Below are 23,738 nucleotides of genomic sequence, written 5' to 3'. Positions count from 1 at the left end.
GGCGGGTGTCGCTAGCGCCGGCGTTGCCGCCGCAGCAGCTTGACGAACTCCACGGTCGATCGGCGCACCGACTCCCATTCCAGCGATACCAGCAGGGTGTCGACCATCGCGAACGGCAGGGTGGTGGCGACGGCGCCGCGCCCGTATTCGATATGCCAGGACCCCGGTGCGATGGTCAGGCCGCGAGCCCGGCCCTTCTCCAGGCAGGTCTGCTCGCCCGGTAGCAGCGTCATCGTCTGCGAGTCGTCGGATTCCAGGTCGTAGGAGTCGATCCGGCCGGCGAGCAGGAATTTGTGGATGTCGACGTGCTTGTATCGTCCGGAGAAACCCTGGGTTCCGGTGGGGGAGCCGAAGATCACCACGTACTCCCGCGGACTGAAGTACAGGAAACGGACCTTGCCCAGGATGCCCCCGGCCTTGCTGCCCACCCAGCGGCCGGGCGTCGCATCGATCAGGTCGGGATAGGCCTCGGCGAGCAGTTCGATGGCACGGGGGATCGGATCGGTGCCGGTCGGTGTTTCCTCGACGACCTGTCGGGCGATCTTGTGCAGGGCTTCGGGGTCGATCTTGTGCGGCATCACCGCACTGTAGCCACAAACACCTCGGCTCCGCGGCGACTCCGGCGGCTCTGCCGGGTAAGCCGAATGGCCCCGACCTCGACCGAACAATGCTATACACATGTATAGCGCGTTACGTGGGATCGACTCGACTGGGAGGCAGGCCGCCGTGACCACCTTCGACTACATCATCGCGGGCGCGGGTTCCGCCGGATGTGTGCTGGCCAATCGACTCTCGACCGATCCGCGCAATCGCGTGTTGTTGCTCGAAGCAGGTGGCCGTGACCGCAATCCGCTGTTCAGCATTCCCAAGGGGTCGGGAATGCTCTTCGAGAACCCGAAGTACATGTGGCACTACACAACCGATCCGTTCGGGCCCAACCCCCACGCGGAGACGTGGATGCGGGGACGAGTACTGGGGGGTTCCAGTTCGATCAACGGCATGATCTACAACCGGGGAAATCGTGCCGACTACGACGGCCTGGTGCAGTTGGGCAACGATGGCTGGGGCTGGGACGAAATCCTGCCGATCTTCATGTCGTTCGAGGACAACGAACTGGGTCCCTCACCGACTCGTGGTGTCGGCGGGCCGCTGCACATCTCGACGCCTCGCGACCCCGACGGGCTCTGCGAGGAGATCATCACCGCTGCCACGCGAATCGGGCTGGAACGGGTCGACGACATCAATGAATCCGACGGTCCGCGCGTGGGATACGCAACCGCGACGATCAAGAACGGACGCCGGGTCAGCGCGGCCCGCGCCTTTCTGAAGCCGGCACTGCAACGGCCCAATCTCACCGTCCGCACCGGATGCCTGGTCGAACGGATCGTTTTCGACAGGGGACGCGCGACCGGGCTGCAGATCAACACCGGACGCGGCAGCGATCGCGTCTACGCGGCCCGCGAGGTGATCGTCTCGCTCGGCAGCCTGCAAACCCCCAAACTTCTGCAACTCTCCGGAATCGGGCCACGAGACGTGCTCGAAGATGCCGGGATCCCGCGCTACCTCGACCGTGACCGGGTCGGCGGTGGACTGCGCGAACACCGCTGCGCGACCATGCGATTCGAACTCAACGACGATCTCGGCTACAACCGGCAGCTCGCCGGCGGCGCCGCCCAGGCGCTGACCGGATTGCGTTATCTGGCCACCCGCAAGGGGCCGCTGGCCGCCCCGTCGTTCGACATCATCGCGTTCGTCAAGTCCAGCCCGGATGCCGACCGCGTCGACGGCCAACTGTTGCTCGGGCCGTGGACCATCCCGCCCTACAACACCGGTGCGCCCGTCGCCATCGAACGCCAGGCCGGCGCGTCGTGCCTGGCGATGGCACTTCGGCCCACCTCCATCGGCCGTTGCGCCATCAGCGCCGCAGACCCCGACGCGCCGCTGCGCATCGATCCGAATTACCTGGCCAGCGCCCATGACCGGACGATCACGGCCAACCTCTATCGCCGGATGCGGGCGATATTCGACCAGTCACCGCTAGCCGACCGGATCCGGCGCGAGACTTACCCGGGTCCGGACGTCCGGACCGATGACGAGTTGATCGATGCGGCGCTCGACGGCGGCTACTGCGGGTATCACGCCGTCGGAAGTTGTGCGATGGGCCCCGAGGACGACGCCGTGGTCGACAGCCGGCTGCGGGTGCGCGGGATCGAGGCGCTTCGGGTCGTGGACTGTTCGGTGCTGCCGACGATGGTCGCGGGCAACCTCAACGGCCCGATGATGGCGATGGCTTGGCGAGCAGCCGATTTCATCCTCGATGACCGCTAAGCCCGGAGCGGATAGTCGGGTCAGCCGATGATCGCCGGCATGGTGTCCCATCCGCGCACGGTCGACGTGCGGGATCGGCGTGCGCCGTCGTAGTCGATCTCCCATGTCGGGAACCGGGCCAGGACTTCCTCGAGTGCGACCCGTCCTTCCAGGCGAGCCAGCGGTGCGCCCAGGCAGAAATGGGCGCCGCGTCCGAATGTGAGGTGGCCGCCGGGTTTGCGGTGAATGTCGAAGACGTCGGGATCGGGGAAGTGCCGCTCATCGCGATTGGCCGACGCGAGCATCAGCAGCACCGCACTGCCTGCCGGGATGTCGGTGTCGTGGACGCGGAGGTCGTCGGTGGCGACGAACCGCGCGACGTGCGGTCCCGGCGGCTCGTAGCGCAACAGTTCCTCGATCGCGGCGGGAATTCCGGTGGGATCGTCGACGAGTTCCCGGCGCTGATCGGGGTGTTCGGCCAGCACTTTGCCCATCCAGCCGAACAGTCGCCCGGTGGTCTCGACGCCGGCCCCGGCGATGACGGCGAGAAAGATCAGCAACTCCTGGGTCCGCAGCCGCCGGACGGTGCCCGTCTCGTCTTCGAACTCCACGGTCAGCAACTCGGTGATCAAGTCGTCGGAAGGATTCTTGGCCCGCCAGGCCACATAGTCGGCGAACATGTCCCCGTCGAAGTAGTGGTCCTTGTTCACCGGCAGCGGTTCGCCTGGTTTGTTGCGCAGCACTGCATGGGCGCGGGCTCGCACCGACGGCTGGTCGGAGTCGGGGATGCCGACCAGCATCCCGATGGTCTTCATGGGCAGTTCGGCGCCGAGATCGGTGACGAAGTCGAATCGGTCGCCGCCGGTCCGGGGGTCGAGGCACGCGATGCAGAACGCGCGCACCTTGTCCTCGAGTTCGCGTATCCGCCTGGGTGTGAACATCCGGCCCACCAGGGACCGGTGGATGGTGTGCAGGGGCGGATCCTCGTTGATGAAGACTCCGGGTGGCATGACCGGATCGGCCAAGACGACGTCGAGGATGTCGCCTTTGGCCGAGCTGAGCCGGCCGCAGTCCCGCAGTGCGGCATCCACGTCGTCGTAACGGCTGAGCCCGAAGAAACCGTAGCGGTCGTTGCGGTAGACGGGTTGTTCGTTACGCAGTCGACGATAGGTGGGGTAGGGATCGGCGTCGATCTCCACCGCCCACGGGTCGTAGTACAGCACGTCCACGGCTCCTCCATCGCTCGAATCCATACGACCGTACAACACATGCTGTACGGTCGTATAGTGTCGACGGGTGTCGGACCGAGCCGAACAGGAATGGGTATTCGATATGTCTGACCGCTTCAACCTCGAGGGGCGGGTGGCCCTCATCACCGGAGGCGGCACCGGCATCGGCCGTGGCGCGGCACTGGTTCTCGCCGAACACGGGGCCGATGTCGTGCTGGCCGGCCGGCGCGAAGAGCCACTGCGTTCCACTGCTGCGGAGGCCGTCGCACTGGGGCGCAGAGCGCTGGCAGCACCTGCCGATGTCACCGATGCCGAGCAATGCCGCGGTCTGGTCGAACGCACCGTGGCAGAGTTCGGTCGGCTCGACATCCTGGTGAACTGTGCCGGTGGCGCGCAGACCCAGTCGATATTCAGTTGGTCCGACGAGGATTTCGACCGTGCGATCGATCTGAACTTCAAAGCCGCGTGGCATCTGTCCCGAGCCGCAGCCAAGCCGATGATGGCCGCGGGCAAAGGGGCCATCGTCAACATCTCATCGGGGGCCGGTTTGCTGGCCATGCCGCAGGCGGCCCCCTACGGCGCGGCCAAAGCGGCACTGAACAATCTGACCGGCTCCATGGCAGCGGGCTGGGCACGCAAGGGCATCCGGGTCAATGCCATTGCGGTCGGCGCCGTGCGGGCGGCAACCCTGACCGATGACGCAGCCCGGTACGGCATGGATCCGGAGCTGATCGCCAAGTCCAACGGATTGGGACGATTGGGAGAACCCGACGAGATCGGCTACGGCGTCCTGTTCTTCGCCTCCGACGCGTCGAGTTTCTGCTCCGGCCAGACCCTCTACATGCACGGCGCACCGGGGCCTGCAGGCATATGAGCACCAATCAAGGAGAACCCATGAGTCGAGTGGCGGTGGTGACCGGCGGCGGTTCCGGGCTAGGACGGTCCATCTCGACCAGACTGGCCGGCGACGGTCACCGAGTGGCGATCCTCGACGTCGACCTATCGGCGGCCGAAGAGACCGCGAACGCAGTGCGGCAGGCCGGGGGTGCAGCGCTGGCGGTGCACTGCGATGTAGCGGAGGAATCCTCGGTATCGGCTGCCTTCAGCGCGGTACGCGACCACTTCGGAGCGGTCGGACTGCTCGTGACCAGCGCAGCCATTTCGGGATTCACCCGATTCGACAAGATCACCGTCGAGGAGTTCAACCGCTACCTGGCCGTCAACCTGACCGGCACCTTCCTGTGTGCGCGGTCCGCGCTGGCCGACATGGTGCCGGCCAAGTGGGGGCGCATCGTGACGATCTCGTCGGCCGCCGGCCAGCAGGGCGCACCCCTGCAGGGGCACTACGCGGCGAGCAAGGGTGGCGTCATCGCGATGACGAAATCGCTGGCCCGCGACTACGCGAGAAAGGGCATCACCGCCAACACCGTGCCGCCGTTCGTGATCGACACGCCGATGCTGCGCGAACAACAGCAGGCCGGAATGCTGCCATCCACCGACCATCTGATCCAGGCCATACCGGCCGCGCGACTCGGGTCACCCGACGATGTCGCGAGTCTGTGCTCCTACCTGTGTTCTGACGCTGCCGGCTACGTGACAGGGCAGGTCATCGGTGTCAACGGTGGGGCCGTGCTCTGAGGTGGCGTCGCCGTCGATCCGCTCCAACCACTACGCGTCGAGGAGGACCCTGAAGATGAGTGTCGATGCCGCCCGCTATCACTTCGATCGACACACCACCGAATACCGGGAGAAGTTTCTCGCCATCACCCACGAGATGCATCGCCGGTGCCCGCTGGCCTGGACCGACACCTACGACGGTCACTGGGTTGCGGCTGGCAGCCGGCAGGTCTTCGAATTGGCCCGCTGCCCGCACGTCTCCAACGACCACGATGTGCACCACGAGCGCCGCGGATACCAGGGGATCTCACTGCCGTTGACGATGGATGCCGAGAATTTTCGCGGCGGCATGTTGGAGATGGACGATCCCGAACACCGCTACTACCGCGACGCCCTGAACCCCTATCTGTCCCCGGCCGCGGTGCGACGCTGGCAACCCTTCGTCGACGAGATCGTCCGCGCCTGCCTCGACGACCACATCGAATCGGGACAGATCGATTTCGTCGACGACCTGGCGAATGTGGTTCCGGCGGTACTGACCCTGGCAATGCTCGGCGTCCCTTTGCAGAGGTGGAGCGTCTACAACGAGCCGGCGCACGCCTTGGTGTACACGCCACCGGATTCTCCGGACGCCGCACGGGTCCGGGACTTGTACCTGGCGATGGGTATGGATCTGTTCACCAATCTGGCCGAGATCCGCGACCGACCCCGGCCGGGGATCATCGACGCGCTGGCCCGACTGCGCATCGACGGGCAGGCGCCACCGGACATCGAACTGATCGGGATGCTCAACCTGCTGATCGGGGGTGGGTTCGACACCACCACCGCGCTGACCGCACACGCCCTGGAATGGCTCTCACAGCACCCGGAACAGCGCACCCGCCTGAGCGCGGAACTGCCCACCCTGCTCAATCCGGCCACCGAGGAGTTTCTGCGTTACTTCACCCCGGCCGCCGGTGACGCCCGCACCATCGCCGCAGACATGGCTGTCGATGGCGTACAACTCCGGGAAGGGGAGCGGCTGTGGCTGTCGTGGGCGATGGCCAACCGCGACCCTGCGGTGTTCACCGACCCCGACGAGGTGGTTCTGGATCGAAAGGGCAATCGGCACTTCAGCTTCGGTCTGGGTATCCATCGCTGCATCGGTTCCAACGTGGCCCGCACCGTCTTCAAGTCCATGCTGACCGCGGTGTTGGAGCGGATGCCCGACTATGAGTGCCTGGCAGAAGGCACCGTTCATTACGAAACGATCGGCATCATTCAGGGCATGCGGCATCTACCCGCGCGATTCAGTCCGGGGAAACGTCGCGGTCCCGGAGTCGAGGAGACGGTGGATCGGTTGCAGATCGCCTGCGAAGAGCAGGGGTTGGCCCGGCCGATCACCGAACGCAAAGAGTCCGCCGACCTCTGATCAGGAGAAGATGTCATGTCGTCTACGCGGCCCAGGTGGCGCGATGAGGTGGTACCGCCGTGCACATCGGACTGACCGGCGGTGGTTCGACCGTCGACAAGATCGTCGAGCAAGCCCGACAGGCGGAAGAAGACGGCTTCTCGTCGCTGTGGTACGCCAGCGCGGTAGCCGGTGACCCGTTGGTCGCCATGGCGATCGCCGGGCGAGCCACCGACACGATCGAACTGGGTACAGCGGTGCTGCAGACCTATCCGTGTCATCCGCTGCTGCAGGCCAACCGGGCGGTCTCCGCGGCGAATGCGATGGGCCGGCCCGGCCTGACGTTGGGGCTGGGCGCCTCCCACGCGCCGATCGTCGAAGACGTGCTCGGGTTGTCCTACGCCCATCCGGGACGCAGTACCGAAGAGTATCTGCGCATCGTGACCGGGCTACTGCGCGATGGCGACGTCGATTTCGACGGTGCGGACTGGAGTGTGCACAGCACCGGTCGAATGGCCCGCCCGGAGCACCCGGTGCCGGTCCTGCTCGCGGCACTCTCGCCGCGCATGCTGACTATCGCCGGGACGTTCGCCGATGGTGTGGTGCTGTGGATGGCCTCGCGCAGTGTCGTCGAGTCGACCATCAACCCGCATCTGCAACATGCTGCGGCCGCGGCGGGCCGTCCGAAACCGCGGGTGGTCGCCGGTCTTCCGGTCGCCGTCCATGACGACCCGGCGGCCGCTCGCGATGCGGTCGCGGCCGGCGCCGTCGAGTACGCGGGCATGGCGAACTACCGTCGGATCATCGACGCGGGCGGCGCGAACGGCCCGCAGGATCTGGCGGTGATCGGTGACGAGAGCTCTGTGAAGCGGCAGCTCGAGGATCTCGTCGCCGCCGGCGTCACCGACGTCTGGGCGCAGCCGGTGGCCGTGGGTTCTGATCGGAACCAACGCCGAGAATCCTTGCAGCGCACTCGGTCCTTGTTGAGCGACCTTGCGCGTGCCAAGGACTGATATGCCGTGGCCGACCGCGGCGTTTCAGTTCGAACGCCGTTGCGTGGTTTTCCGTTTCGCGACCGGAGGCGGGTCGATCGAATCCAGATACTGCTCGAAGGCGGTGGTCACTTCCTTGTGCGCGGTCTTGACCCCGATGCCGGCCTCCAGGTTGAGGAATTTCGGCAGCCCCGAGATCAACAGTTGCAGGGCGGGAAGTGAGAAATGCCCACCGAGGCGTGCGTTCTTACCGAACTTGGCGATCAGGGCATCGAGTTGGACCTTGCGGACCCGTTCCGTCACGGCGGCGATCTCGATCGCGATCGACTTGCGATGGTTTCCCAGGGCCATGAATTCGGTCATCAGGGCGCCGGTGGCCTCGGCACGGCTGAACTCCCACAGTGCACGCAATGGATCGTCGGCGCTCGCTTCCAGTGCCTTGCCGAGCAGGGCCAGATTGCGTTCGGCGTAGCGGCGAATGGCCGCCAGGAAGATCTCGTCAAGAGTGGGGAAGTAGTACTGCACCAGGCTCGGAGTGACGCCGGCCTCGCTGGCCAGTGCGCGATACGACACCGAGGAGTACCCCTGGTCGAGCATCATCTTTTCAACGGAGTCCAAGAGGGCATCCCGGGTCTTGGAGCTGGCGGCGCCCACTCGCCGCGGCGCTGCTGCCATGGTCTACCTCGCTTCGTCGACTACTCGGTATTGTGACACTCGTTTTTCGCTATACAGTCGTATAGTCTGAATTCTGGTCGATTAATCCGCAGGAGAACGATGCCTTCCGATACAGCCTTAGCAGGCTTGCAGCGCGATGTCCGGTACCTGTTGGACCGCACGCAGATTCTCGACTGCGTCGCACGCCATGCGCGAGGCTGCGATCGTCACGACATCGACCTGATCACCTCGGCGTACCACGACGACGGCGTCGATGAGCACGGCAACGACGTCAATACCGGCCCGCAGTACGGCGCCTGGGCCAATGCGACGCACGCCCAGACCTCCCTGGTGCACACCCACAACATCACCACGCATACCTGCGAGATCGACGGTGACACCGCACACGCGGAGAGCTACGTTTTAGTCATCCTGATCGGAATCGACGGCAAGACAGCACAGTTCATCACAGGCCGTTACATCGATCGCTTGGAACGCCGCGAAGGGCAGTGGCGCATCGCGGTGCGTCGCTCCACCGTGGAGGGCATGTTCACCGCCGACGCCCGCGTCTTGGGCTCTGAGTTCTTCACCCAGAAGGGCTATCTGGTGGGCACGCGTGACCGCGAGGATCTGTCTTATGCGCGCCCGCTGAGGATGGATCAGCCCGCACCGGCGCGGTGGGCTACCCAGATCCGCCGCTAGGAGCGGATACGCCGGGTGATCGCTCAGTCGACGATCAAACTCCACAGTCCGTCGCCACCGGCACCCAGCGCGGCGCGGGTGACCTCGTCGTCCCAGTGCCGGACGGATCCGAACTCCGAGCGCCACGCCAGCGCGGCCCGGGTGTATTCATGCAGGCGGTGTTCGGCGGTGGTGCCGATCGCACCGAATGCCTGGTGGCCGTTGCGGACCGCCACCGAGGCGGCGTGCCCGGCGCAGGAGCGGGCCACCGCGACGACGAATCGCAGGTTGGGTGCCGACCAGTCGCTGTCGACTGCGGTCATCAGGGCGGATTCGGTAGCGGCGCGGGCCAGCGCGGCCTCGGTGGCAATGTCGGAGATCAGATGTTGGATCGCTTGGAACTTCGACAGCGGCCGGCCGAACTGGACCCGCGCCGAGGTGTGTTCGACGGCCAGTTCCACAATGCTGTCCAGGGCCGCGCAGACTTGAATCGCGCGCACCAGGGCGGACTTCACACGCAACTGTTCGACGAGTTCCGCCGCAACCGTCGTACCGGTGAGTGACCCGATATCGACCGAGAGGCCATCTCGTGGTTCACCGATCAGGTTGGTGCCCGGCGTGATTCGTAGATCCGTGGCGGGCACGTCGGCCAGCAGCTGGTTCGGACCGTCCGGCCACGTCACCACGACCCGCTCCGCTGTCGAGGCCCAGGGCACCGCGGTGGCCGTACCGTCCGCGTCGAGCAGGGCGACGGTGCGCGCAGCGTCGCCGACGGGGGCGCCGACGGCTTCCAACAGCCAGCACGCCAACAGGTCGTGCTCGGCCAGCGGGATGCGGACTCCGTGGCGAACTGCGGCGGTGATGAGTTCCGCGGCTTCGTACCATCCGGCGCCGCTGCCGCCGGAATCTTCTGATCCGGTCAATCGCACCACACCCAATTGCTCGGCTTTCACCCATAATTCGGTGTCCCGCGTGCTGGAGTCGGCGTGCGGATGAGTCGCGCGGTAGTCCGCGAACACCTCGTCGAACAGGGCGATCAGGCCAGGGTCGACGTCGGCGGCGTTACCTGCTGAGTTGGTCACCGTAGCCCCAATCCGCGCGCGATCACGCCGCGCAACACTTCGTTGGTTCCGCCGCGCAGGGTGAATCCGGGCCGCTGATCGACGGCTGCTGTGAGGAGGTCCCGATACCCGGATTGGATAGCGGAGTCATCACCGGTATGCAGGTCGGCGAAGTCCGCGATATCGCCTTCGGTGGCGGTGCCGAGCACCTTCACCACGGCGGCGGGGACGTCGGCCGGTTGGTGGCGTTCCAGTGCGCCCGCGACCGCGGTGGACATCCGGTGCAGGCCGGCGACCCTCGCCACCAGCCGGCCCAGGGTGGGATCCCGGGGGATCTCGTTGCCGGCCATGGCTTCTGTCGATGCAACCAGCAGCGTGAAGGTGGACAGCAGCCGTTCGGGTCCGCTTCGTTCGAAGCTGAGTTCGGAGGTGACCTGGCGCCAGCCCTCGCCGATCTGTCCGAACACCATGGCATCGGGCACGAACGTGTCGTCGAGGATGACTTCGTTGAAGTGCTGGCCGCCGTTCATCGAGACGATCGGCCGGACCTCGACGCCGGGGGCGTCGAGGCGCACGATGAACTGGCTCAGTCCCGCATGGCGATGCGCCGGGTCGACCGGTGCGGTGCGGGCGAGCACGATGAAGGCGTGTGCGCGGTGCGCGCCCGAGGTCCACACCTTGGTTCCGGTCAGCCGCCAGCCATCCTGGGTGGCCACCGCGCGGGTCCGCACGCTGGCCAAATCGGAGCCGGAGTCCGGCTCGCTCATCCCGATGCCGAAGAAGCACCGGCCGGCGGCGATCTCGGGCAGGAATTCGCGTTTCTGTGCCTCGGTTCCGTACTTCAGCAGGGACGGCACGATCTGCCGGTCGGCGATCCAGTGCGCGGCGACCGGTGCGCCGGCCGCCAGGAGTTCCTCGGTGACGACGAAGCGCTCCAGAAAAGAACGGCCGTGTCCGCCGTATTCCGTCGGGACCGTCATCCCCAGCCAGCCTCGGGCGGCCAGCGCGGCGGTGAACGTCTCATCCCACCCGCACAGCCAGGAATCCACGGCCGGTACAAAAGCACCCTCGGCGAGTTGTTCGGCGAGGAAGGCACGGACTTCTGCTCGTAGAGCCGCGGTTTCGGTGGTCTCGGCCGCCGCCGCGGGGACCAGGCGGGGCAGGGGCATCAGGCGCTTTCCTGCTCGACGGCGGCACGCGGTGCGGCGGGCATGCTCATGCGGATCAGCCTATCGGGCCGCAATCAGGCCCGATCACCGATTTCCCGGAGCCGCCCGAGACGGTGTGCGGCCGCTCGGACCGTGCCGTCGGGACGCACCAGTGCCGCCGTGGCTCGACCCCGCGCCAGCCACCGGCCCAGATCGCTATCGGTGCCGACCTGGAGCACCGTCGCCGGAAATGCGGCCCAGTAGCGCTCATCGGCGGTGTCGGGCCGCGCGGTCGTGACGACGACATATCCGGTGCCGGCCTGATCCAGGCGTTGACCGGAGTCCAGCAGCGCGTTCGGGCAGAGCCGACCGGGGAGGCCGACGGGGATGCGGCGGGCGTGGATCAGCGTGGAGGGGCGCAGGCGTGGAGTCTCGCTGGTCACGACGCGTCGGCCGAATCCGGGGATGTGTTTCACCCGGGGTAGGGCCAGGCGGCGGAAGATGTCGCCGGCAAGACCACCGCCGGTCATGGCGAAGCCGATCAGGATCGCGTTGCGGATCATCGCCCTGGCGTGCGGTTTACGCTCCCGCTGATAGGAGTCCAAGTCGGCGTCGGTCAGGCCGTGGCGGTGGATGACGTTCGCCAGTTTCCAGGCGAGGTTGTAGGCATCGCGTAGTCCGGCACCCATGCCCTGTCCGACGAACGGCGGGGTGAGATGCGCGGCGTCTCCGAGCAGGAATACCGGGCCGCACCGCCACCGGTCGGCGATCTGAGCGCGAAAGGTGTAGTCGGCGCAGCGAACCAGTCGCAGATCCCCAGCTGTCACGCCGCGGGTCCAGGGGCTGATCAAGGGCCCTAGGGCCTCGATGGTGGCGAACTGCGAGGAGTCCTCACCGGGCAGCAGCCGAAACTCCCAGCGGTGCCGGGTGCGCCCGATCCGCATGTAGGTGCCGGCGCGATGGCGGTCGGCGATCTGGTGGACGCCATCCCAGTGCCCGAGTTCGGTGTCGGTGTCGACGTCGACGACGAGCCAGCGCTGCTCAAAGCCCAGGTCTTGCATACGCGATCCGATCGCCCGGCGCACCAGGCTGTTGGCCCCGTCGCAGCCCAGCACGTAGCGGCCCCTCAGCTGGGTGATCGTTCCGGTGCCGGTCTCCCGGACCGCCAGACTGACGGGTCCGTCGGGCGTGGTTGCCGGTGTCAGGCCGACGACTTCGACGCCCGAGCGCAGCGTCACCGCGGGAAAGTCTGCGACTCGGTTACGCAGGATGCGTTCGAGTTCCGGTTGATCGAAGAGGTTTGCCTGCGGGTAGCCGTTGGTCTTGCTGTCCGGGTTGCGTTCGAACCGTGCGAGGACCTGCTGGCCGGCGTCGATCACTTGGAGGCCCCGCGCCGGGCGTGAGATCGCGGCAAAGTCCTCCGCGACACCGACTTTGCCGAGGATTCGGTAGACCTCGTCATCGAGGTGTACCGCGCGGGGCTGCGGATAGATGTCCGGCCACCGCTCCAGCACGACGCTGGCGACGCCGTGTACGGCAAGCAGTAGTGCTGCGCAGATTCCGGTGGGGCCGCCGCCGACGATGAGTACCGGCGCGGTGGTGTCGGTGCTCACCGGTAGCGCACGGTGTTGACCTGGGTGCCGAGGTCTATCGCGCCGTCGTCGGTGGCGATGCCGGCCTGCACCACGTCGCCGGCGGCGAGGTATTTCGGGTTGCCGGCTTGACGTTTGAAGAATGCCTTCCATTTCAGCTCCGGCGGCAACAGGGAGCCGATGATCTCGATGAGCTTCGGCGGGGCGCTGAGCGCGGTGCCGACCGGGGTGCCGGTCAAGATGAGGTCGCCGGCGGAGAGGGCCTGGAATCGGGTCAACGACTGCAGGGCCTGCACGGGGGAGTAGAGCATGTCACCGGCGACGTGCATGTCTTGGCGCAGTTGGCCGTTGACCCGCAACTGTAGGCGGAGATCGCCGAAGCGTTTCAGTTCCTCGGCACTGAGCAGCACCAGCTGTGGCCCGACCGGCGTGAAGGTCGGGTAGGACTTGCCTTCGTAGAACTGGGTCTGGGGGAGTTGGATGTCGCGGGCCGAAACGTCGTTGGTGACGACCAGCCCGGCGATGACGTCTGCGAGGTCGGCCTCGGTGATCGCGGTCCCGACGGGAATGTCTCGCCCGATCACCAGGCCGATCTCGACCTCGTAGTCCAGTAGACGGACGTGGGAGGGTTTGACGATGTCGGCGAACGGCCCGGTGATCGATGCCGAGGATTTGCGGAAGAAGGTCAGCGGGACGGTGGCCGGGTTCATGCCGGCGTCGCTGACGTGCGAGGCGTAGTTGGTCATCTGCGCCACCACCCGGCAGGGGGCGGTTACCGGTGAGAGCAGGTCGAGGGACTCGACGGGCACGGTATCTGTGTCGGACGCGGCGGCGGCGATGGGGTCGCGGTCGGCGAGCAGTTGTCCCGTGGTGGTCGCCGTGGTTTCGATTCTGGCGGCGCCGGTAGGGGTTTTGACCCACCAATGGTCGGTGGTGCGCAGGATTGCGGTCGTCATCTTCGGGCTACTTTCATCAGGCCGACCAGGCGGCGCAGGTCGAATTCGTTGTCCCGGGTCAATGCGGTGAGCGCGGCGCGCATCTCGCCGCTGAGATGCTGTGGTCCGATACCCAGGAAGTCGGCGGTCGCCGGTGGGCCCCACTGCGCCAGCCCGGAGGCGGTGAACGGCGCCCAGCCGGGTTCGACGGTGTTGTCGAACATGTCTCCGTCGGTGAAGTGTTCGACCATGAATCCGTCGGGGTCGCGCCAGTAGTCGAAGATCTGACTGCCCTGGATGTGTCGTCCGATTCCCCAGGAGCGTTGATATCCCAGGGTTTTGAGGTGTTCGCCGCCGACGGCCAACGCGTCGAGATCACATACCTGGTAGGCCGAGTGCACGTAACGGTTGGCAGGCCCCAACGCCATCGCCAGCGTGTGGTGGTCGGCCGGCGTACCGCCGCGGTCGCAGCGAATGAAGCTCATGGTCGGTCCACGGTCGCGCTGCCCGGGAAAGTAGAGGAAATCGCTGACGATCATGCCCAGGGTGTCCAGATACCAGTCCAGCGCCGCGATGTAGGTGTTGCTCTGTACGACGACGTGCCCGAGCCGCTGTATCGTGGCCGGGCCCGGTGGCGGGCGTTGCGCGACGTTGACACGACGTAGTTCAGCGGCCACGTTGAGTTGTTGCGGCTGCTGCTCGGCCAGTGCCGGCAGCCGATGAGCCCCGGCCACCACCCGCACCGGGAATCCGCTGGGATCACAGAGATCGACGGCCATCCCGCCGAGGGCGTCGGGCAGTCGACGGACTCGGGAGCCCGTAGCGGCCGCCAGGCGAGGCAGGTCGGATTCTTCCCTGGCTACAAATGCCATGGCACGAAACCTGGTTCGTGCTCCACGGCGGACGATCACGCACGGAGCAGCAGAAGACGATCCACGCAGGTGTAGTTCCGAGTCGCTGCGAGCGGCGGTGGTGAAACCGAAGGCATGGGCGAAGGCTTCGGCGCGGACCAGGTCGGGCTTCTCGAACTCCAACCAAGCAAGGTCATCGACTTTGATCACCGGGTTGGCCGACCTGCCGCGATGCTCACCTTTGCGGCTGCCCTGCTCGCTGTGCAGGCCGCGGTGATCACCACCGGGGACGTCAGCCATCGGACACCTTCACCTCGTTGTCGATACGCGGGAGCCGCAACACCAAGATTGAACAATAGTGTTCAATTAAAGTCAATGTTGTTCTACCATCGGAGGGGCGGACGCGGCAATCGTCCGGTAGCTCGATGGGAGGATCGGCAGTCATGACGTCCACCGATGACCGAATCATCGACGCCGCCATACGCCTGTTCGTCACGAAGGGGAGCCAGCAGGTCACCATCAGCGAGTTGGCTCAAGAAGCCAACGTTGCGCGCGGCACCCTCTACCGCAATGTGGCCTCGATGGACGACTTGTTCGACCGCGTCGTCACCGAACTCAGCACCGACCTTCACCGCAAGGTCTCGACCACGTTCGCCGATATCGACGACCCGGCCGAGCGGTTGGCGACCGGCGTCCGGTTGTGGATTCGCTACGCCCACGAGAACCCGCTCATGGGCAGATTCGCCGTCAGGTTCGGCTTGAGCGAAGCGGCCCTGCGGACGTTGATGACCGGACCACCCATGCACGACATCCAGGCCGGTCTGATGTCGGCACGCTACGCCGAGATCAACGTCGATAGCGTCGCATCCCTGGTGTTGGGCGCGACGATCAGCGCAATGTGGATGGTGCTCGACGGACACCAGACCTGGCGTACGGCCGGATCGAGCACCGCCGAGCTGATCCTGCGCGCCCTCGGCGTTGAGGCCGCCGAGGCCAAGCGGATCAGCGAACGCGAGCTACCGATGCTACCGCCGGACAGAAGTACGGCACGAGAAGATGATTCGGCCCGCCACGACTAAGACCGTCAGGCAATCAGCGATTCCGCCGCTTCTCGCACCAACTTTTCGATCTCACGACCATCCTTGGGCGCCATGGCGAATCCGGCATTCCAGCCGTCGCGGCGCCGGACACCGACCTGTCGGGCGGAGAGCTTGTAGACGCCGAACGCGCACGCCCGGTTGAGGTCGTGTTCGATGACCAGCGCGCTCAATGCGGTGTTCGCCAGCGTCGACAGGGTGATCAGATGGCCACGGTAGTCCGGCGAGCTGACCACCTCCGGCCCATGAGCGTCCAACAGGGCGCGATGGGCGAAAGTGACACCGGCTAGCAGCGGGTCGATGATCTCACGCAGCGGCCCGTCGGTGGCGATGTCCAGATAATTCTCCGGACGCAGCATCGCGTCGACGGCCGCGGTGGTGGCACCGCATCGTGAATGGCCGATCACCGCGAAGATCTGCACGCTCGGCAGGTGTTGGGCCGCGTAATGCAGCGAGCCCCGGCACTCCGATCCGGGGGCGTTACCGGCCACCCGCACCACGAAAAGCTCGTTGGCGGCTTGCCCGAGCGCGAATTCGATGGGTACCCGCGCATCCGAGCAACTGAGCACCGCGGCGAAAGGCTCCTGGACCAGGATTCCGCCATTGTCCTCGGGACCGATGCCGAGCGCCTCGGGCGAAAGCCGCAGATCGATCGCTTTGGTCCCGAGTTCGGCGAACGCCCGCGATCCGGCGTCGAGGTAGGCCAAAGCTTCCTCGGGGGTCTCGGGTTGCCGGACAGGACCGCCGGAGGCGTTGTCCGCCCGGTCCAGCCGCAGCATCGCTCCGTCGACGGCTGGTCGCCGTTCGTGGTTGCCAGTCATGCCGGGAGCTTAAAGGACATCACGTGGGGTGAGGAAGGGCGTTGCCGGATAGCAATTCGCCACAGTGACGAATTGGGATCACCGGCGATCCGCCCCTGGGGGACGACTCTTTCAAAGTCGCTAACCGTCACCGGCCATGCGACCGGAATACGCAGGCATACTGGTCAATATGCCGACAATCACCGTGGTGCACGGCGACATTACCGAGCAGCAGGTCGACGCCATAGTCAATCCGGCGAACACCGGAATGCGCGGCGGCGGTGGCGCCGATGGCGCGATTCACCGCGCCGGCGGTTCAGCGATCCTGCACGACTGCATCAAACGTTTTCCCAACGGCTTGGCTACCGGCGACGCCGGATGGACCACCGCGGGCGATCTGCCGGCCCGGTGGGTTATCCACACCGTGGGGCCCAATTACCGCGCCGGCCAGCGGGATCGTTCGCTTCTGGAGTCGTGCTATCGGCGCGCCCTGGAGGTTGCCGACGAACTCGGTGCACGCGTCGTCGCGTTCCCGCTCATCAGTACCGGCGCTTACGGGTGGCCGCAGCACGATGCTGTTGCCGCCGCGATCGAAAGCATTGCGGCAACCGAAACTCGCGTTACCGAGGTACGACTGGTGGCTTTTGATTCCGATATGTACGAGCGGCTGCGCTCAAAATTGGCCTGAGCCAGCGTGATCCGACGAGGGAGCGCCAACCCGCCATTTCGTCACTGTGACGTATATGCCGTTGCGGGCATTGCGAAACGGGGTCGAACGGGGAGGTCCTGTCGTCCCGTTTCCGCATCACGCCCAGCCAGGCGGGGCGGGCCCGCCACTCCAGAAAGCACGGGCCGCCCGCGAGACGGCATCGCTATACACATACCCGAAGGATGTTCCATCAACGCCGAAATCACGCCGACGCCAAGCCAATTCGTCACAGTGACGGAATGCAGGATGGAGCCGGCCGGGCGGGGAGGCGCCTCCACATCGGTTCAACTGGACCGAACGACGGCGATGGCGCCCAACGTGCCGACAGCTGACCGACTTGCGTCAGAACCTTGACGGACACGCTCGGCGTGTGACGCCCGGAACCGTCACACGCCGCCGCGATGCGTCGAACACATCGAGGGCGGCATCCGAGTGCCGGCCCCAGAAAGACGCAGCGTTCGGTGACGCAAACCCGCGCCGGCCAGGTCCGCGCTATATCATCCTAACGCCGATAACGTACATTATGTCAAGTAAACTACTGCATAATGTGTTGCTTTTCAACGTTTTTCAGCGTTGCCCCTATCGGTGATGCGGGTGAGTAACTGACCGTAGTTCCAGTCGCGGGATTCCAGTGAAGTCCGCGGGGTTGCACGTATACAGTGGCACTCCATGTGCGATTGCACTGGCTGCAATAAGCGCGTCGTACGCGCGCGCAGCCGGCTTGCGACCCGACGCGCGCAGCGCCGCCGCTACGGCTCCAAACGCCCGGGCGCAATCGCCATCGAACGGTAGGGCGTCGAAATCCGCTTCAGCCTGCTGCAGGTGCTGCTGCCGCGCACTGCGCTCTGCGTCGTCGTTGGCGACGTGTGGACCTACGGACAGCTCAGCCAGCGTGATCGCGCTGATCACCGATTCATCGGGAAGCTCGGCTGGGTCGGACAGCTGACCCAAAAGAATCACCGTCGAGGTATCCAGCATCCCCCGGCTCCGGGTTTGCGTCACAGCGACGGGTCCATGAGATTGTCGATATCGCGCCGGAAGGCGTCCGGGTTCACCGGCGGAAGATTCTTGCGGCGGCGAATCAGTTCCGCAGGCCCTGCGCTCGAACGAGGCAACGGCCGTAGCTCAGCAACAGGTGTCCCGTCCCGGGTTATGACGACGCGCTCGCCATGCTCGACACGGCGCAGAACGTCTCCTCCACTGTTGCGCAGTTCGCGCACCGTAACTGCATCCACGTACGTAGCGTATCACCGGTGAGACACCAACGCAGCGTCCTAGGAGTGCGCCGTTGCGCACGTAAGAATATGCAGGAATTAAATATGCAGGGTTACCAGTAACTGTCGCCATGTTCATCCGATGAAACCCCCGCCGACCCAGACACCTGTTGCGCTGCACCCCAATTGTTTTCGTCCGACGATGCGATGCCGATAGCTGAGCATCACAAATCCAGGACAAAGCGTAGAGCTTGGTCAATGGCCTGCATCCGATCTGAGTCGATCATTCCCTGGCGCGATGACAGCCGTTCGACCGAGACGACTCGCAGTTGGTCGCAGCGCGCGTACGAGGTGTGGTCCAACCCGCTGGCCTCAGGCTCCAGTTCGACATGGCTTCGCAGGCCGTAACCAGCGGTCGTGATCGGAACGACGACCACCAGACCACCCGGTCCGTTGTTGAGAATGTCGACCGACACCACCACCGCCGGGCGGCGAAAGGCCGGCTCGTGCCCGACCGGCCTGCCGAGATCGACGTTGTAGACCTCCCCTCGCCAGATCAAGCCAGTGCGTCCCACTCGCGACGCTCAGCCAGGTATCGCTCCCACAGTTCGGGGTCGTTGCGCAGGCGCTGGTAATCCCCGTTGAGCCCCCGCAGGAATTCCTGCCGCTCCAGGGCGTCGATTGCAGCGTGCACGACGTCGATGACGGCGGATTGACGAGCCTTGGCCAGCGATTGCAGCCGCTCAGAATCGGGACGGCGGACTCGGACAGTTGTGGTTTCTGCTGCCATAGAGCCATGGTAGACGAAATGTAGACACGGGGTATTGCGGATCGTCGCGCGTGTTCGGCAAACGAACGCCGGGCAAGATTCGGGCACTACCGGCCCCTGCTCTCCTGCTCTGCGCAGGTCGCGAACAGTAACTACCTCAGCCAGATGAGTCGTGAATCATGCGGGATCCTTCCGACCTGACCACATTCGAGCTGCTTCCGTTCTCCCCGTAGGCTCACCGCATGCACGAAGTGACCCTGGCCAGCGCGGGCGAGGCGGCGGTGCTGACAGTCGGACTGTCGGTCTATACCGCGTTGATCCTCGTCAGCATCGCTGTGGCGATCGACAACGCCCGGCGACACCGCCGGCGCCCCGCAATCTATGCCTCGGTCATGGTCGGCGTGCTGGTCCTGGCCGGGCTGATTGCGGGGGTCTACAGCAGCATCGCGTGAACCCGGCGGCGCCGGCTAGCCCGCCCGCCTGGGAGGCACTACCCGGGTGGACACTAGGGACGTGGCCCTTTCCGCAACGGTATTCAAAGTCGAACTCGGCATCTCCGACATCGATCGTGGTTACTACGCCGATCACACACTGACCGTGGCCCGTCATCCCAGCGAGAACGATGAGCGGATGATCGTGCGATTGTTGGCTTTTGGGCTCCGCGCGCACCGACTCAGCGACATCGACGGCGAGTTGGCGTTCGGGCCGGGCCTGTCCTCCCCCGGCGTACCGGACTTGGCGCTCACCGACTACACCGGCCGAATCGTGGAATGGATCACCGTCGGCCAACCCGACGAACGTGCCTTGGGCAAGGCGGCCGGCCAAGCCGACCAGGTGTTGGTCTTCCCGTTCGCCGCCGGGGCGGCCACCTGGTGGCGCACCGTCGGCCCCAAAGTGGCCGGGCTGCCGAACCTGTCGGTGGTACAGATACCGCACGAATCGGTACAGCAACTGGCCCGGACCGTCGACCGACGGGTCTCGGCACAGGTGATGGTCATCGAAGGTCAGGTGACGATGACCGTAGGCGGAGTCGACGTAACCTTCACCCCCGAACTATTGAAGTGAACGCCTGAACCCGGGGCGCTGGTAGCGAAAGGGCATCGCGCAGAATGGGACAACGCATCCGACACTCTGGAGGAACGTTGCCGGACATGGCCCCCGTCGCCGAATTCGACTACATCATCGTGGGCGCCGGCAGTGCGGGCTGCCTGCTCGCCAATCGGCTCAGTGCCGATCCCGCCCATCGGGTGCTGCTGATCGAGGCCGGCGGCAAAGACGACTGGTTCTGGATCAAGGTGCCGGTGGGCTATCTGTACACCATCGCCAACCCGCGCACCGACTGGTGTTTTGCCACCGAAGCCGATCCCGGTCTGGCCGGGCGCAGCATCCACTACGCGCGGGGACGCGTCATCGGCGGCTGCTCGTCGATCAACGCGATGATCCACATGCGCGGCCAGGCCAGCGATTACGAACTGTGGGCGCAGGCCACCGGCGACGATCGTTGGCTGTGGGGCGGCGCGGACGGTCCCGGCCAGACTCTGGCGATCTACAAGGATCTGGAGAGTTACTTCGGCGGGGCCGACGAGTGGCACGGCGATTCGGGTGAGATCCGTGTCGAGCGGCCGCGGGTGCGCTGGAGAATCTTGGATGCCTGGCAGGACGCCGCAAAACAGTTGGGGATCACTCCGATCGAGGAGTTCAACCGGGGCGACAACGCCGGTAGCGCCTACTTCCACGTCAATCAGCGGCGCGGACGACGCTGGTCGATGGCCGACGCCTTCCTGCATCCGGTAGCCCACCGCCCCAACCTCACCGTCTACACCGACACCCACGCGCTGCGACTGCTGCTCGACGATCAGGTCCGCGACGGCCAGCGTCGCGGTGCCTGGACCACCGCACGACACCGTGCCACCGGGGTACGCCTGCGCAAGGACGGCCGGATCGTCGACGTCCGTGCCCGCCGCGAGGTGATCCTGAGTGCGGGTTCGATCGGGTCGCCGCATCTGATGCAGGTCTCCGGCCTGGGACCGGCCGGATTACTCAGCCGATACCGGGTGCCGGTGGTCGTCGACCTGCCCGGTGTCGGTGAAAACCTGCAGGACCACCTGCAGTTGCGCACGGTCTACCGGATCAAGGGCGCCCCGACCGTCAATACGCTGTACCGCAACTGGATCACCCGCGCGGGCATGGGGCTGCAGTATCTGCTGCAGCGATCGGGACCGCTGACCATGCCGCCGTCGACGTTGGGCGCCTTCGCCAGAAGCGATCCCGCCCTGGCCAGCCCCGACCTGGAATGGCACGTCCAGCCGTTGTCGCTGCCGAAGTTCGGTGACCCCCTGCACCCCTTCGGCGCGATCACTCCCTCGGTGTGCAACCTGCGTCCGAGTTCGCGCGGCCATGTGCGCATCGCCGATGCGGATCCGCTGGCCGCCCCTAAGATCACCTGCAACTACCTGTCCACCGATGCCGATCGCCGCGTTGCCGTGACCGGCCTGCGAATGACCCGGCAGATCATGGCGGCCCCGGCCCTGGCCCGCTACCGACCCGAAGAACTACTCCCCGGCCCGCAACTGGCCGCCGATGAAGAACTCCAGCAGGCGGCCCGAGAGCTCGGTACCACCATCTTCCATCCGGTGGGCACCTGTGCGATGGGATCCTTTGGCCCCCATGGTGTTCCGCGCTCCAATTCCACCGTACTGGACACCGACTGCCGGGTATGCGGTGTCGCGGGGCTACGTGTGGTCGATGCCTCGGCGATGCCCACCATCACCTCGGGGAACACCAACGCGCCGGTCATGCTCATCGCCGAACGCGCGGCGCGAGCGATCCTGGCCCCGGGCTGACCCGCCGTTCAGGGCAGTTTGATGGCCGAGACGTACATGTCGATGATCGGCCGGTAGAGATCGACGTCGTCGAGTTCGCTGCCCAAGACGACGGCGTCACTGGTGGCGATGAGCACCTGGGCGAATGTCGACGCGGGAATGGTCAGTGTTGCGCCGAGTCGCTCCATGCCGGTGGCGATGAATGCGGCGAGCGCCTCGACCACTTCGGCGCGTTTGTCCGCCACCCGTTGTCGTGCTTCCGGATTACGACGGAGGTAGAGCGTGAACTCGTGCCCGAGTGCGGCGTGCTCGGCGCCGCGGTCCTGACTCAGCGTGCGCCATCGTTGCGCGATCTCGTCGAGTTGAGCGGGCCCGATCTGTTCGGATGCGGCCATCACCTCGGCGAAGTTGTCGAAGTAGCGCCGCCAGTACCGATCGCTGACCGCCAGGAACAGTTCCTCTTTGGTGGCGAAGTGCTTGTAGATGGCGCCCTTGGTGTAGCCGGCCGCGTAGGCGATGTCATCGAGAGTCGCCGCGATAAAGCCCTTTTCGGCGAAGACGCCTTCGGCGGCGTCGAGCAACAGCGAGCGGGTGTGTTCGAGTCTCCGCTCCCGGGTCCATCGCTCGACCATGCCGAAGATTATTCCATAGAATCTCAGCGACCTATTGGCTACTCAGATACCAATGGGTATATTTCGGGCTTGTGAGCCAACCGTCGCAGCACAGTTCTGCCGTCACCGAGTCGATCAGCGCAGTCACGGGCCTAGAGCGACGCGGACCGTCGTCCTCGGGTGCGTTCAAGGTCTGGGCGACCGTCGGCGCCGTGTTCCTGGCGCTGACGCTCTACCTGATCACCCGATGGGTGACCGGCCCCTACTTCGAATCGGTACCGGGCGGCCCCACCGATCCCCCGATGTACATGAAGATCCCGCTGCTCGCCAACGCGATCGTGCTCTGGGTCGGCGCGCCGTTCGCCCTGTGGTACTTCATCATTCGCCCCTGGCTGCGCGAACGTCGGATCACCCTCGACGGCATGCTGCTGGTGTCGATGGGCCTGATGATGTTCCAGGACCCGATGCTGAACTACTACAGCACCTGGTGCACCTACAACGCGTGGCTGTTCAACCAGGGTTCCTGGGCGCCACACTTCCCGGGCTGGTCGGCGCACGAGGAACCGGGGCATACCGTGCCCGAACCCCTGCTGACCAACGTCCCCGGCTACGCCTACGGTGTACTGCTGCTGACCATCGTCGGGTGCGCGATCATGCGCAAGATCAAGAGCCGCCGGCCCGACATCAGCAACCTGCGCCTGGTGCTGTCGACCTATGCGATCGCGATCGTCTTCGACGTCATCATGGAGGGCTGCATCCTGCTGCCGATCGGCTTCTACTCCTACCCCGGTGCGATACAAGGCTTGTCGGTCAACGCGGGCACCTACTACCAGTACCCGATCTACGAGGCGTTCATGTGGGGCGGTGTCCAGACGGCGTTGTGCTGCCTGCGGTTCTTCACCGATGACCGCGGGCGCACCGTCGTCGAACGCGGCCTGGACAGTGTCCGCGGCGGCGTCGTCAAACAACAGTTCGTCCGGTTCCTGGCGATCTTCGGCGGCGTCAGCGCGTGCTTCTTCCTGTGCTACAACGTTCCGGCGACCTGGCTGGGCATGCATGCCGACGCATGGCCTGCCGATGTCCAGCAGCGCTCGTACTTCAATCCCGGCATCTGCGGCGAGGGAACCGACCGGCCGTGCCCGAATCCTGATCTGCCACTGCCGACCAAGCACTCGGGATACGTCGACCACGACGGTCAACTGGTGCTACCGGAAGGGGTGACCATCCCGCCCGTCGTGCCGATCCAACGGGGCGAATAG

Annotated in this window: 26 protein-coding genes; 12 read left to right on the top strand and 14 right to left on the bottom strand. The window is 65.6% G+C overall.

Features of this window, described 5'->3' with window-relative positions; all coding sequences use genetic code 11:
• Window positions 1-11: 11 nt before the first annotated feature.
• On the bottom strand, window positions 12-578 hold the full coding sequence (locus RCP38_RS09660; RefSeq protein WP_308476937.1) for an isomerase: 567 nt from the start codon (window positions 576-578) through the stop codon (window positions 12-14).
• 148 nt (window positions 579-726) lie between these two features.
• On the opposite strand from RCP38_RS09660, the gene RCP38_RS09655 reads away from it, so the two are divergent.
• Entirely contained in the window at window positions 727-2,328 is a 1,602-nt protein-coding gene (locus RCP38_RS09655; RefSeq protein WP_308476936.1) for a GMC family oxidoreductase, read from the top strand.
• A gap of 20 nt (window positions 2,329-2,348) precedes the next feature.
• On the opposite strand, the gene RCP38_RS09650 is transcribed toward RCP38_RS09655, so the two are convergent.
• Complete coding sequence (locus RCP38_RS09650; RefSeq protein WP_308477161.1) at window positions 2,349-3,536, bottom strand: cytochrome P450; 1,188 nt, start codon at window positions 3,534-3,536, stop codon at window positions 2,349-2,351.
• Between the two features lie 103 nt (window positions 3,537-3,639).
• Here RCP38_RS09650 and RCP38_RS09645 point away from each other — a divergent pair, with 103 nt between their 5' ends.
• The 4 genes from RCP38_RS09645 to RCP38_RS09630 are packed head-to-tail and all read left to right on the top strand — an operon-like array spanning window position 3,640 to window position 7,556.
• A complete protein-coding gene (locus tag RCP38_RS09645) occupies window positions 3,640-4,410 on the top strand; it encodes an SDR family NAD(P)-dependent oxidoreductase (RefSeq protein ID WP_308476935.1) in 771 nt (256 codons plus the stop codon).
• A gap of 20 nt (window positions 4,411-4,430) precedes the next feature.
• Window positions 4,431-5,174: an SDR family NAD(P)-dependent oxidoreductase gene (locus RCP38_RS09640; protein ID WP_308476934.1), complete on the top strand. Its 744-nt coding sequence runs from the start codon at window positions 4,431-4,433 to the stop codon at window positions 5,172-5,174.
• 55 nt (window positions 5,175-5,229) lie between these two features.
• Complete coding sequence (locus RCP38_RS09635; RefSeq protein ID WP_308476933.1) at window positions 5,230-6,564, top strand: cytochrome P450; 1,335 nt, start codon at window positions 5,230-5,232, stop codon at window positions 6,562-6,564.
• A gap of 59 nt (window positions 6,565-6,623) precedes the next feature.
• The gene (locus RCP38_RS09630) at window positions 6,624-7,556 is read left to right on the top strand and encodes a TIGR03564 family F420-dependent LLM class oxidoreductase (RefSeq protein WP_308476932.1); all 933 of its coding nucleotides are present in this window, start codon (window positions 6,624-6,626) and stop codon (window positions 7,554-7,556) included.
• 24 nt (window positions 7,557-7,580) lie between these two features.
• Here the strand turns inward: RCP38_RS09630 and RCP38_RS09625 are convergent, their stop codons facing one another.
• Window positions 7,581-8,210: a TetR/AcrR family transcriptional regulator gene (locus RCP38_RS09625; RefSeq protein WP_308476931.1), complete on the bottom strand. Its 630-nt coding sequence runs from the start codon at window positions 8,208-8,210 to the stop codon at window positions 7,581-7,583.
• A 99-nt stretch (window positions 8,211-8,309) separates the two neighbouring features.
• Between RCP38_RS09625 and RCP38_RS09620 the strand changes: the two genes are divergently transcribed.
• Window positions 8,310-8,891 (top strand): nuclear transport factor 2 family protein, encoded by a 582-nt coding sequence (locus tag RCP38_RS09620; protein ID WP_308476930.1) that lies wholly within the window; start codon window positions 8,310-8,312, stop codon window positions 8,889-8,891.
• A 23-nt stretch (window positions 8,892-8,914) separates the two neighbouring features.
• Here RCP38_RS09620 and RCP38_RS09615 read toward each other — a convergent pair whose 3' ends face one another.
• The 5 genes from RCP38_RS09615 to RCP38_RS09595 form a co-directional block, all read right to left on the bottom strand.
• On the bottom strand, window positions 8,915-9,952 hold the full coding sequence (locus RCP38_RS09615) for an acyl-CoA dehydrogenase family protein (protein ID WP_308476929.1): 1,038 nt from the start codon (window positions 9,950-9,952) through the stop codon (window positions 8,915-8,917).
• On the bottom strand, window positions 9,949-11,100 hold the full coding sequence (locus RCP38_RS09610; protein WP_308476928.1) for an acyl-CoA dehydrogenase family protein: 1,152 nt from the start codon (window positions 11,098-11,100) through the stop codon (window positions 9,949-9,951). Before RCP38_RS09610 ends, RCP38_RS09615 begins: the two co-directional genes overlap by 4 nt.
• Window positions 11,101-11,174: 74 nt before the next feature.
• A complete protein-coding gene (mhpA, locus tag RCP38_RS09605) occupies window positions 11,175-12,692 on the bottom strand; it encodes a bifunctional 3-(3-hydroxy-phenyl)propionate/3-hydroxycinnamic acid hydroxylase MhpA (RefSeq protein WP_308476927.1) in 1,518 nt (505 codons plus the stop codon).
• On the bottom strand, window positions 12,689-13,627 hold the full coding sequence (locus tag RCP38_RS09600; protein WP_308476926.1) for a fumarylacetoacetate hydrolase family protein: 939 nt from the start codon (window positions 13,625-13,627) through the stop codon (window positions 12,689-12,691). Before RCP38_RS09600 ends, mhpA begins: the two co-directional genes overlap by 4 nt.
• Window positions 13,624-14,757, bottom strand: coding sequence for a VOC family protein (locus tag RCP38_RS09595; protein ID WP_308476925.1), 1,134 nt, complete (start codon window positions 14,755-14,757; stop codon window positions 13,624-13,626). Before RCP38_RS09595 ends, RCP38_RS09600 begins: the two co-directional genes overlap by 4 nt.
• Before the next feature lie 143 nt (window positions 14,758-14,900).
• Between RCP38_RS09595 and RCP38_RS09590 the strand changes: the two genes are divergently transcribed.
• Complete coding sequence (locus RCP38_RS09590) at window positions 14,901-15,536, top strand: TetR/AcrR family transcriptional regulator (protein WP_308476924.1); 636 nt, start codon at window positions 14,901-14,903, stop codon at window positions 15,534-15,536.
• A 5-nt stretch (window positions 15,537-15,541) separates the two neighbouring features.
• Here the strand turns inward: RCP38_RS09590 and RCP38_RS09585 are convergent, their stop codons facing one another.
• Entirely contained in the window at window positions 15,542-16,375 is an 834-nt protein-coding gene (locus RCP38_RS09585) for a carbonic anhydrase (protein ID WP_308476923.1), read from the bottom strand.
• 169 nt (window positions 16,376-16,544) lie between these two features.
• Here RCP38_RS09585 and RCP38_RS09580 point away from each other — a divergent pair, with 169 nt between their 5' ends.
• Window positions 16,545-17,042 (top strand): O-acetyl-ADP-ribose deacetylase, encoded by a 498-nt coding sequence (locus tag RCP38_RS09580; RefSeq protein WP_308476922.1) that lies wholly within the window; start codon window positions 16,545-16,547, stop codon window positions 17,040-17,042.
• A 600-nt stretch (window positions 17,043-17,642) separates the two neighbouring features.
• Here RCP38_RS09580 and RCP38_RS09575 read toward each other — a convergent pair.
• The 4 genes from RCP38_RS09575 to RCP38_RS09560 form a co-directional block, all read right to left on the bottom strand.
• Window positions 17,643-18,041: a type II toxin-antitoxin system VapC family toxin gene (locus RCP38_RS09575; protein ID WP_308476921.1), complete on the bottom strand. Its 399-nt coding sequence runs from the start codon at window positions 18,039-18,041 to the stop codon at window positions 17,643-17,645.
• A 20-nt stretch (window positions 18,042-18,061) separates the two neighbouring features.
• Entirely contained in the window at window positions 18,062-18,298 is a 237-nt protein-coding gene (locus RCP38_RS09570; protein WP_308476920.1) for a type II toxin-antitoxin system Phd/YefM family antitoxin, read from the bottom strand.
• 203 nt (window positions 18,299-18,501) lie between these two features.
• On the bottom strand, window positions 18,502-18,852 hold the full coding sequence (locus tag RCP38_RS09565; RefSeq protein ID WP_308476919.1) for a type II toxin-antitoxin system PemK/MazF family toxin: 351 nt from the start codon (window positions 18,850-18,852) through the stop codon (window positions 18,502-18,504).
• Window positions 18,834-19,067 (bottom strand): hypothetical protein, encoded by a 234-nt coding sequence (locus RCP38_RS09560; protein ID WP_308476918.1) that lies wholly within the window; start codon window positions 19,065-19,067, stop codon window positions 18,834-18,836. Before RCP38_RS09560 ends, RCP38_RS09565 begins: the two co-directional genes overlap by 19 nt.
• A gap of 221 nt (window positions 19,068-19,288) precedes the next feature.
• Between RCP38_RS09560 and RCP38_RS09555 the strand changes: the two genes are divergently transcribed.
• The 3 genes from RCP38_RS09555 (at window position 19,289) to RCP38_RS09545 (ending at window position 21,889) form a co-directional block, all read left to right on the top strand.
• Window positions 19,289-19,498 (top strand): hypothetical protein, encoded by a 210-nt coding sequence (locus RCP38_RS09555; RefSeq protein WP_308476917.1) that lies wholly within the window; start codon window positions 19,289-19,291, stop codon window positions 19,496-19,498.
• Window positions 19,499-19,559: 61 nt separating this feature from the next.
• Complete coding sequence (locus RCP38_RS09550) at window positions 19,560-20,111, top strand: YaeQ family protein (protein WP_308476916.1); 552 nt, start codon at window positions 19,560-19,562, stop codon at window positions 20,109-20,111.
• An 86-nt stretch (window positions 20,112-20,197) separates the two neighbouring features.
• Entirely contained in the window at window positions 20,198-21,889 is a 1,692-nt protein-coding gene (locus RCP38_RS09545) for a GMC family oxidoreductase (RefSeq protein WP_308476915.1), read from the top strand.
• 8 nt (window positions 21,890-21,897) lie between these two features.
• Here RCP38_RS09545 and RCP38_RS09540 read toward each other — a convergent pair whose 3' ends face one another.
• A complete protein-coding gene (locus RCP38_RS09540; protein WP_308476914.1) occupies window positions 21,898-22,500 on the bottom strand; it encodes a TetR/AcrR family transcriptional regulator in 603 nt (200 codons plus the stop codon).
• Between the two features lie 71 nt (window positions 22,501-22,571).
• Between RCP38_RS09540 and RCP38_RS09535 the strand changes: the two genes are divergently transcribed.
• Window positions 22,572-23,738 carry a spirocyclase AveC family protein gene (locus tag RCP38_RS09535; RefSeq protein ID WP_373692484.1) on the top strand — a complete coding sequence of 389 codons (1,167 nt, stop codon included), beginning with the start codon at window positions 22,572-22,574 and terminating at the stop codon, window positions 23,736-23,738.

It is taken from the genome of Mycolicibacter sp. MU0083 (genome assembly GCF_963378075.1).
Taxonomy (GTDB): domain Bacteria; phylum Actinomycetota; class Actinomycetes; order Mycobacteriales; family Mycobacteriaceae; genus Mycobacterium; species Mycobacterium kokjensenii.
This window is presented reverse-complemented; position numbering and strand designations above follow the sequence as displayed.

Coding starts and splice junctions, on each gene's coding strand:
- RCP38_RS09625 (WP_308476931.1), bottom strand. CDS start 8,210: ATGGCAGCAGCGCCGCGGCGAGTGGGCGCCGCCAGCTCCAAGACCCGG.
- RCP38_RS09640 (WP_308476934.1), top strand. CDS start 4,431: ATGAGTCGAGTGGCGGTGGTGACCGGCGGCGGTTCCGGGCTAGGACGG.
- RCP38_RS09575 (WP_308476921.1), bottom strand. CDS start 18,041: ATGCTGGATACCTCGACGGTGATTCTTTTGGGTCAGCTGTCCGACCCA.
- RCP38_RS09620 (WP_308476930.1), top strand. CDS start 8,310: ATGCCTTCCGATACAGCCTTAGCAGGCTTGCAGCGCGATGTCCGGTAC.
- RCP38_RS09635 (WP_308476933.1), top strand. CDS start 5,230: ATGAGTGTCGATGCCGCCCGCTATCACTTCGATCGACACACCACCGAA.
- RCP38_RS09645 (WP_308476935.1), top strand. CDS start 3,640: ATGTCTGACCGCTTCAACCTCGAGGGGCGGGTGGCCCTCATCACCGGA.
- RCP38_RS09610 (WP_308476928.1), bottom strand. CDS start 11,100: ATGCCCCTGCCCCGCCTGGTCCCCGCGGCGGCGGCCGAGACCACCGAA.
- RCP38_RS09560 (WP_308476918.1), bottom strand. CDS start 19,067: ATGGCAGCAGAAACCACAACTGTCCGAGTCCGCCGTCCCGATTCTGAG.
- RCP38_RS09555 (WP_308476917.1), top strand. CDS start 19,289: ATGCACGAAGTGACCCTGGCCAGCGCGGGCGAGGCGGCGGTGCTGACA.
- RCP38_RS09585 (WP_308476923.1), bottom strand. CDS start 16,375: ATGACTGGCAACCACGAACGGCGACCAGCCGTCGACGGAGCGATGCTG.
- RCP38_RS09660 (WP_308476937.1), bottom strand. CDS start 578: ATGCCGCACAAGATCGACCCCGAAGCCCTGCACAAGATCGCCCGACAG.
- RCP38_RS09580 (WP_308476922.1), top strand. CDS start 16,545: ATGCCGACAATCACCGTGGTGCACGGCGACATTACCGAGCAGCAGGTC.
- RCP38_RS09595 (WP_308476925.1), bottom strand. CDS start 14,757: ATGGCTGACGTCCCCGGTGGTGATCACCGCGGCCTGCACAGCGAGCAG.
- RCP38_RS09590 (WP_308476924.1), top strand. CDS start 14,901: ATGACGTCCACCGATGACCGAATCATCGACGCCGCCATACGCCTGTTC.
- RCP38_RS09545 (WP_308476915.1), top strand. CDS start 20,198: ATGGCCCCCGTCGCCGAATTCGACTACATCATCGTGGGCGCCGGCAGT.
- RCP38_RS09600 (WP_308476926.1), bottom strand. CDS start 13,627: ATGACGACCGCAATCCTGCGCACCACCGACCATTGGTGGGTCAAAACC.
- RCP38_RS09540 (WP_308476914.1), bottom strand. CDS start 22,500: ATGGTCGAGCGATGGACCCGGGAGCGGAGACTCGAACACACCCGCTCG.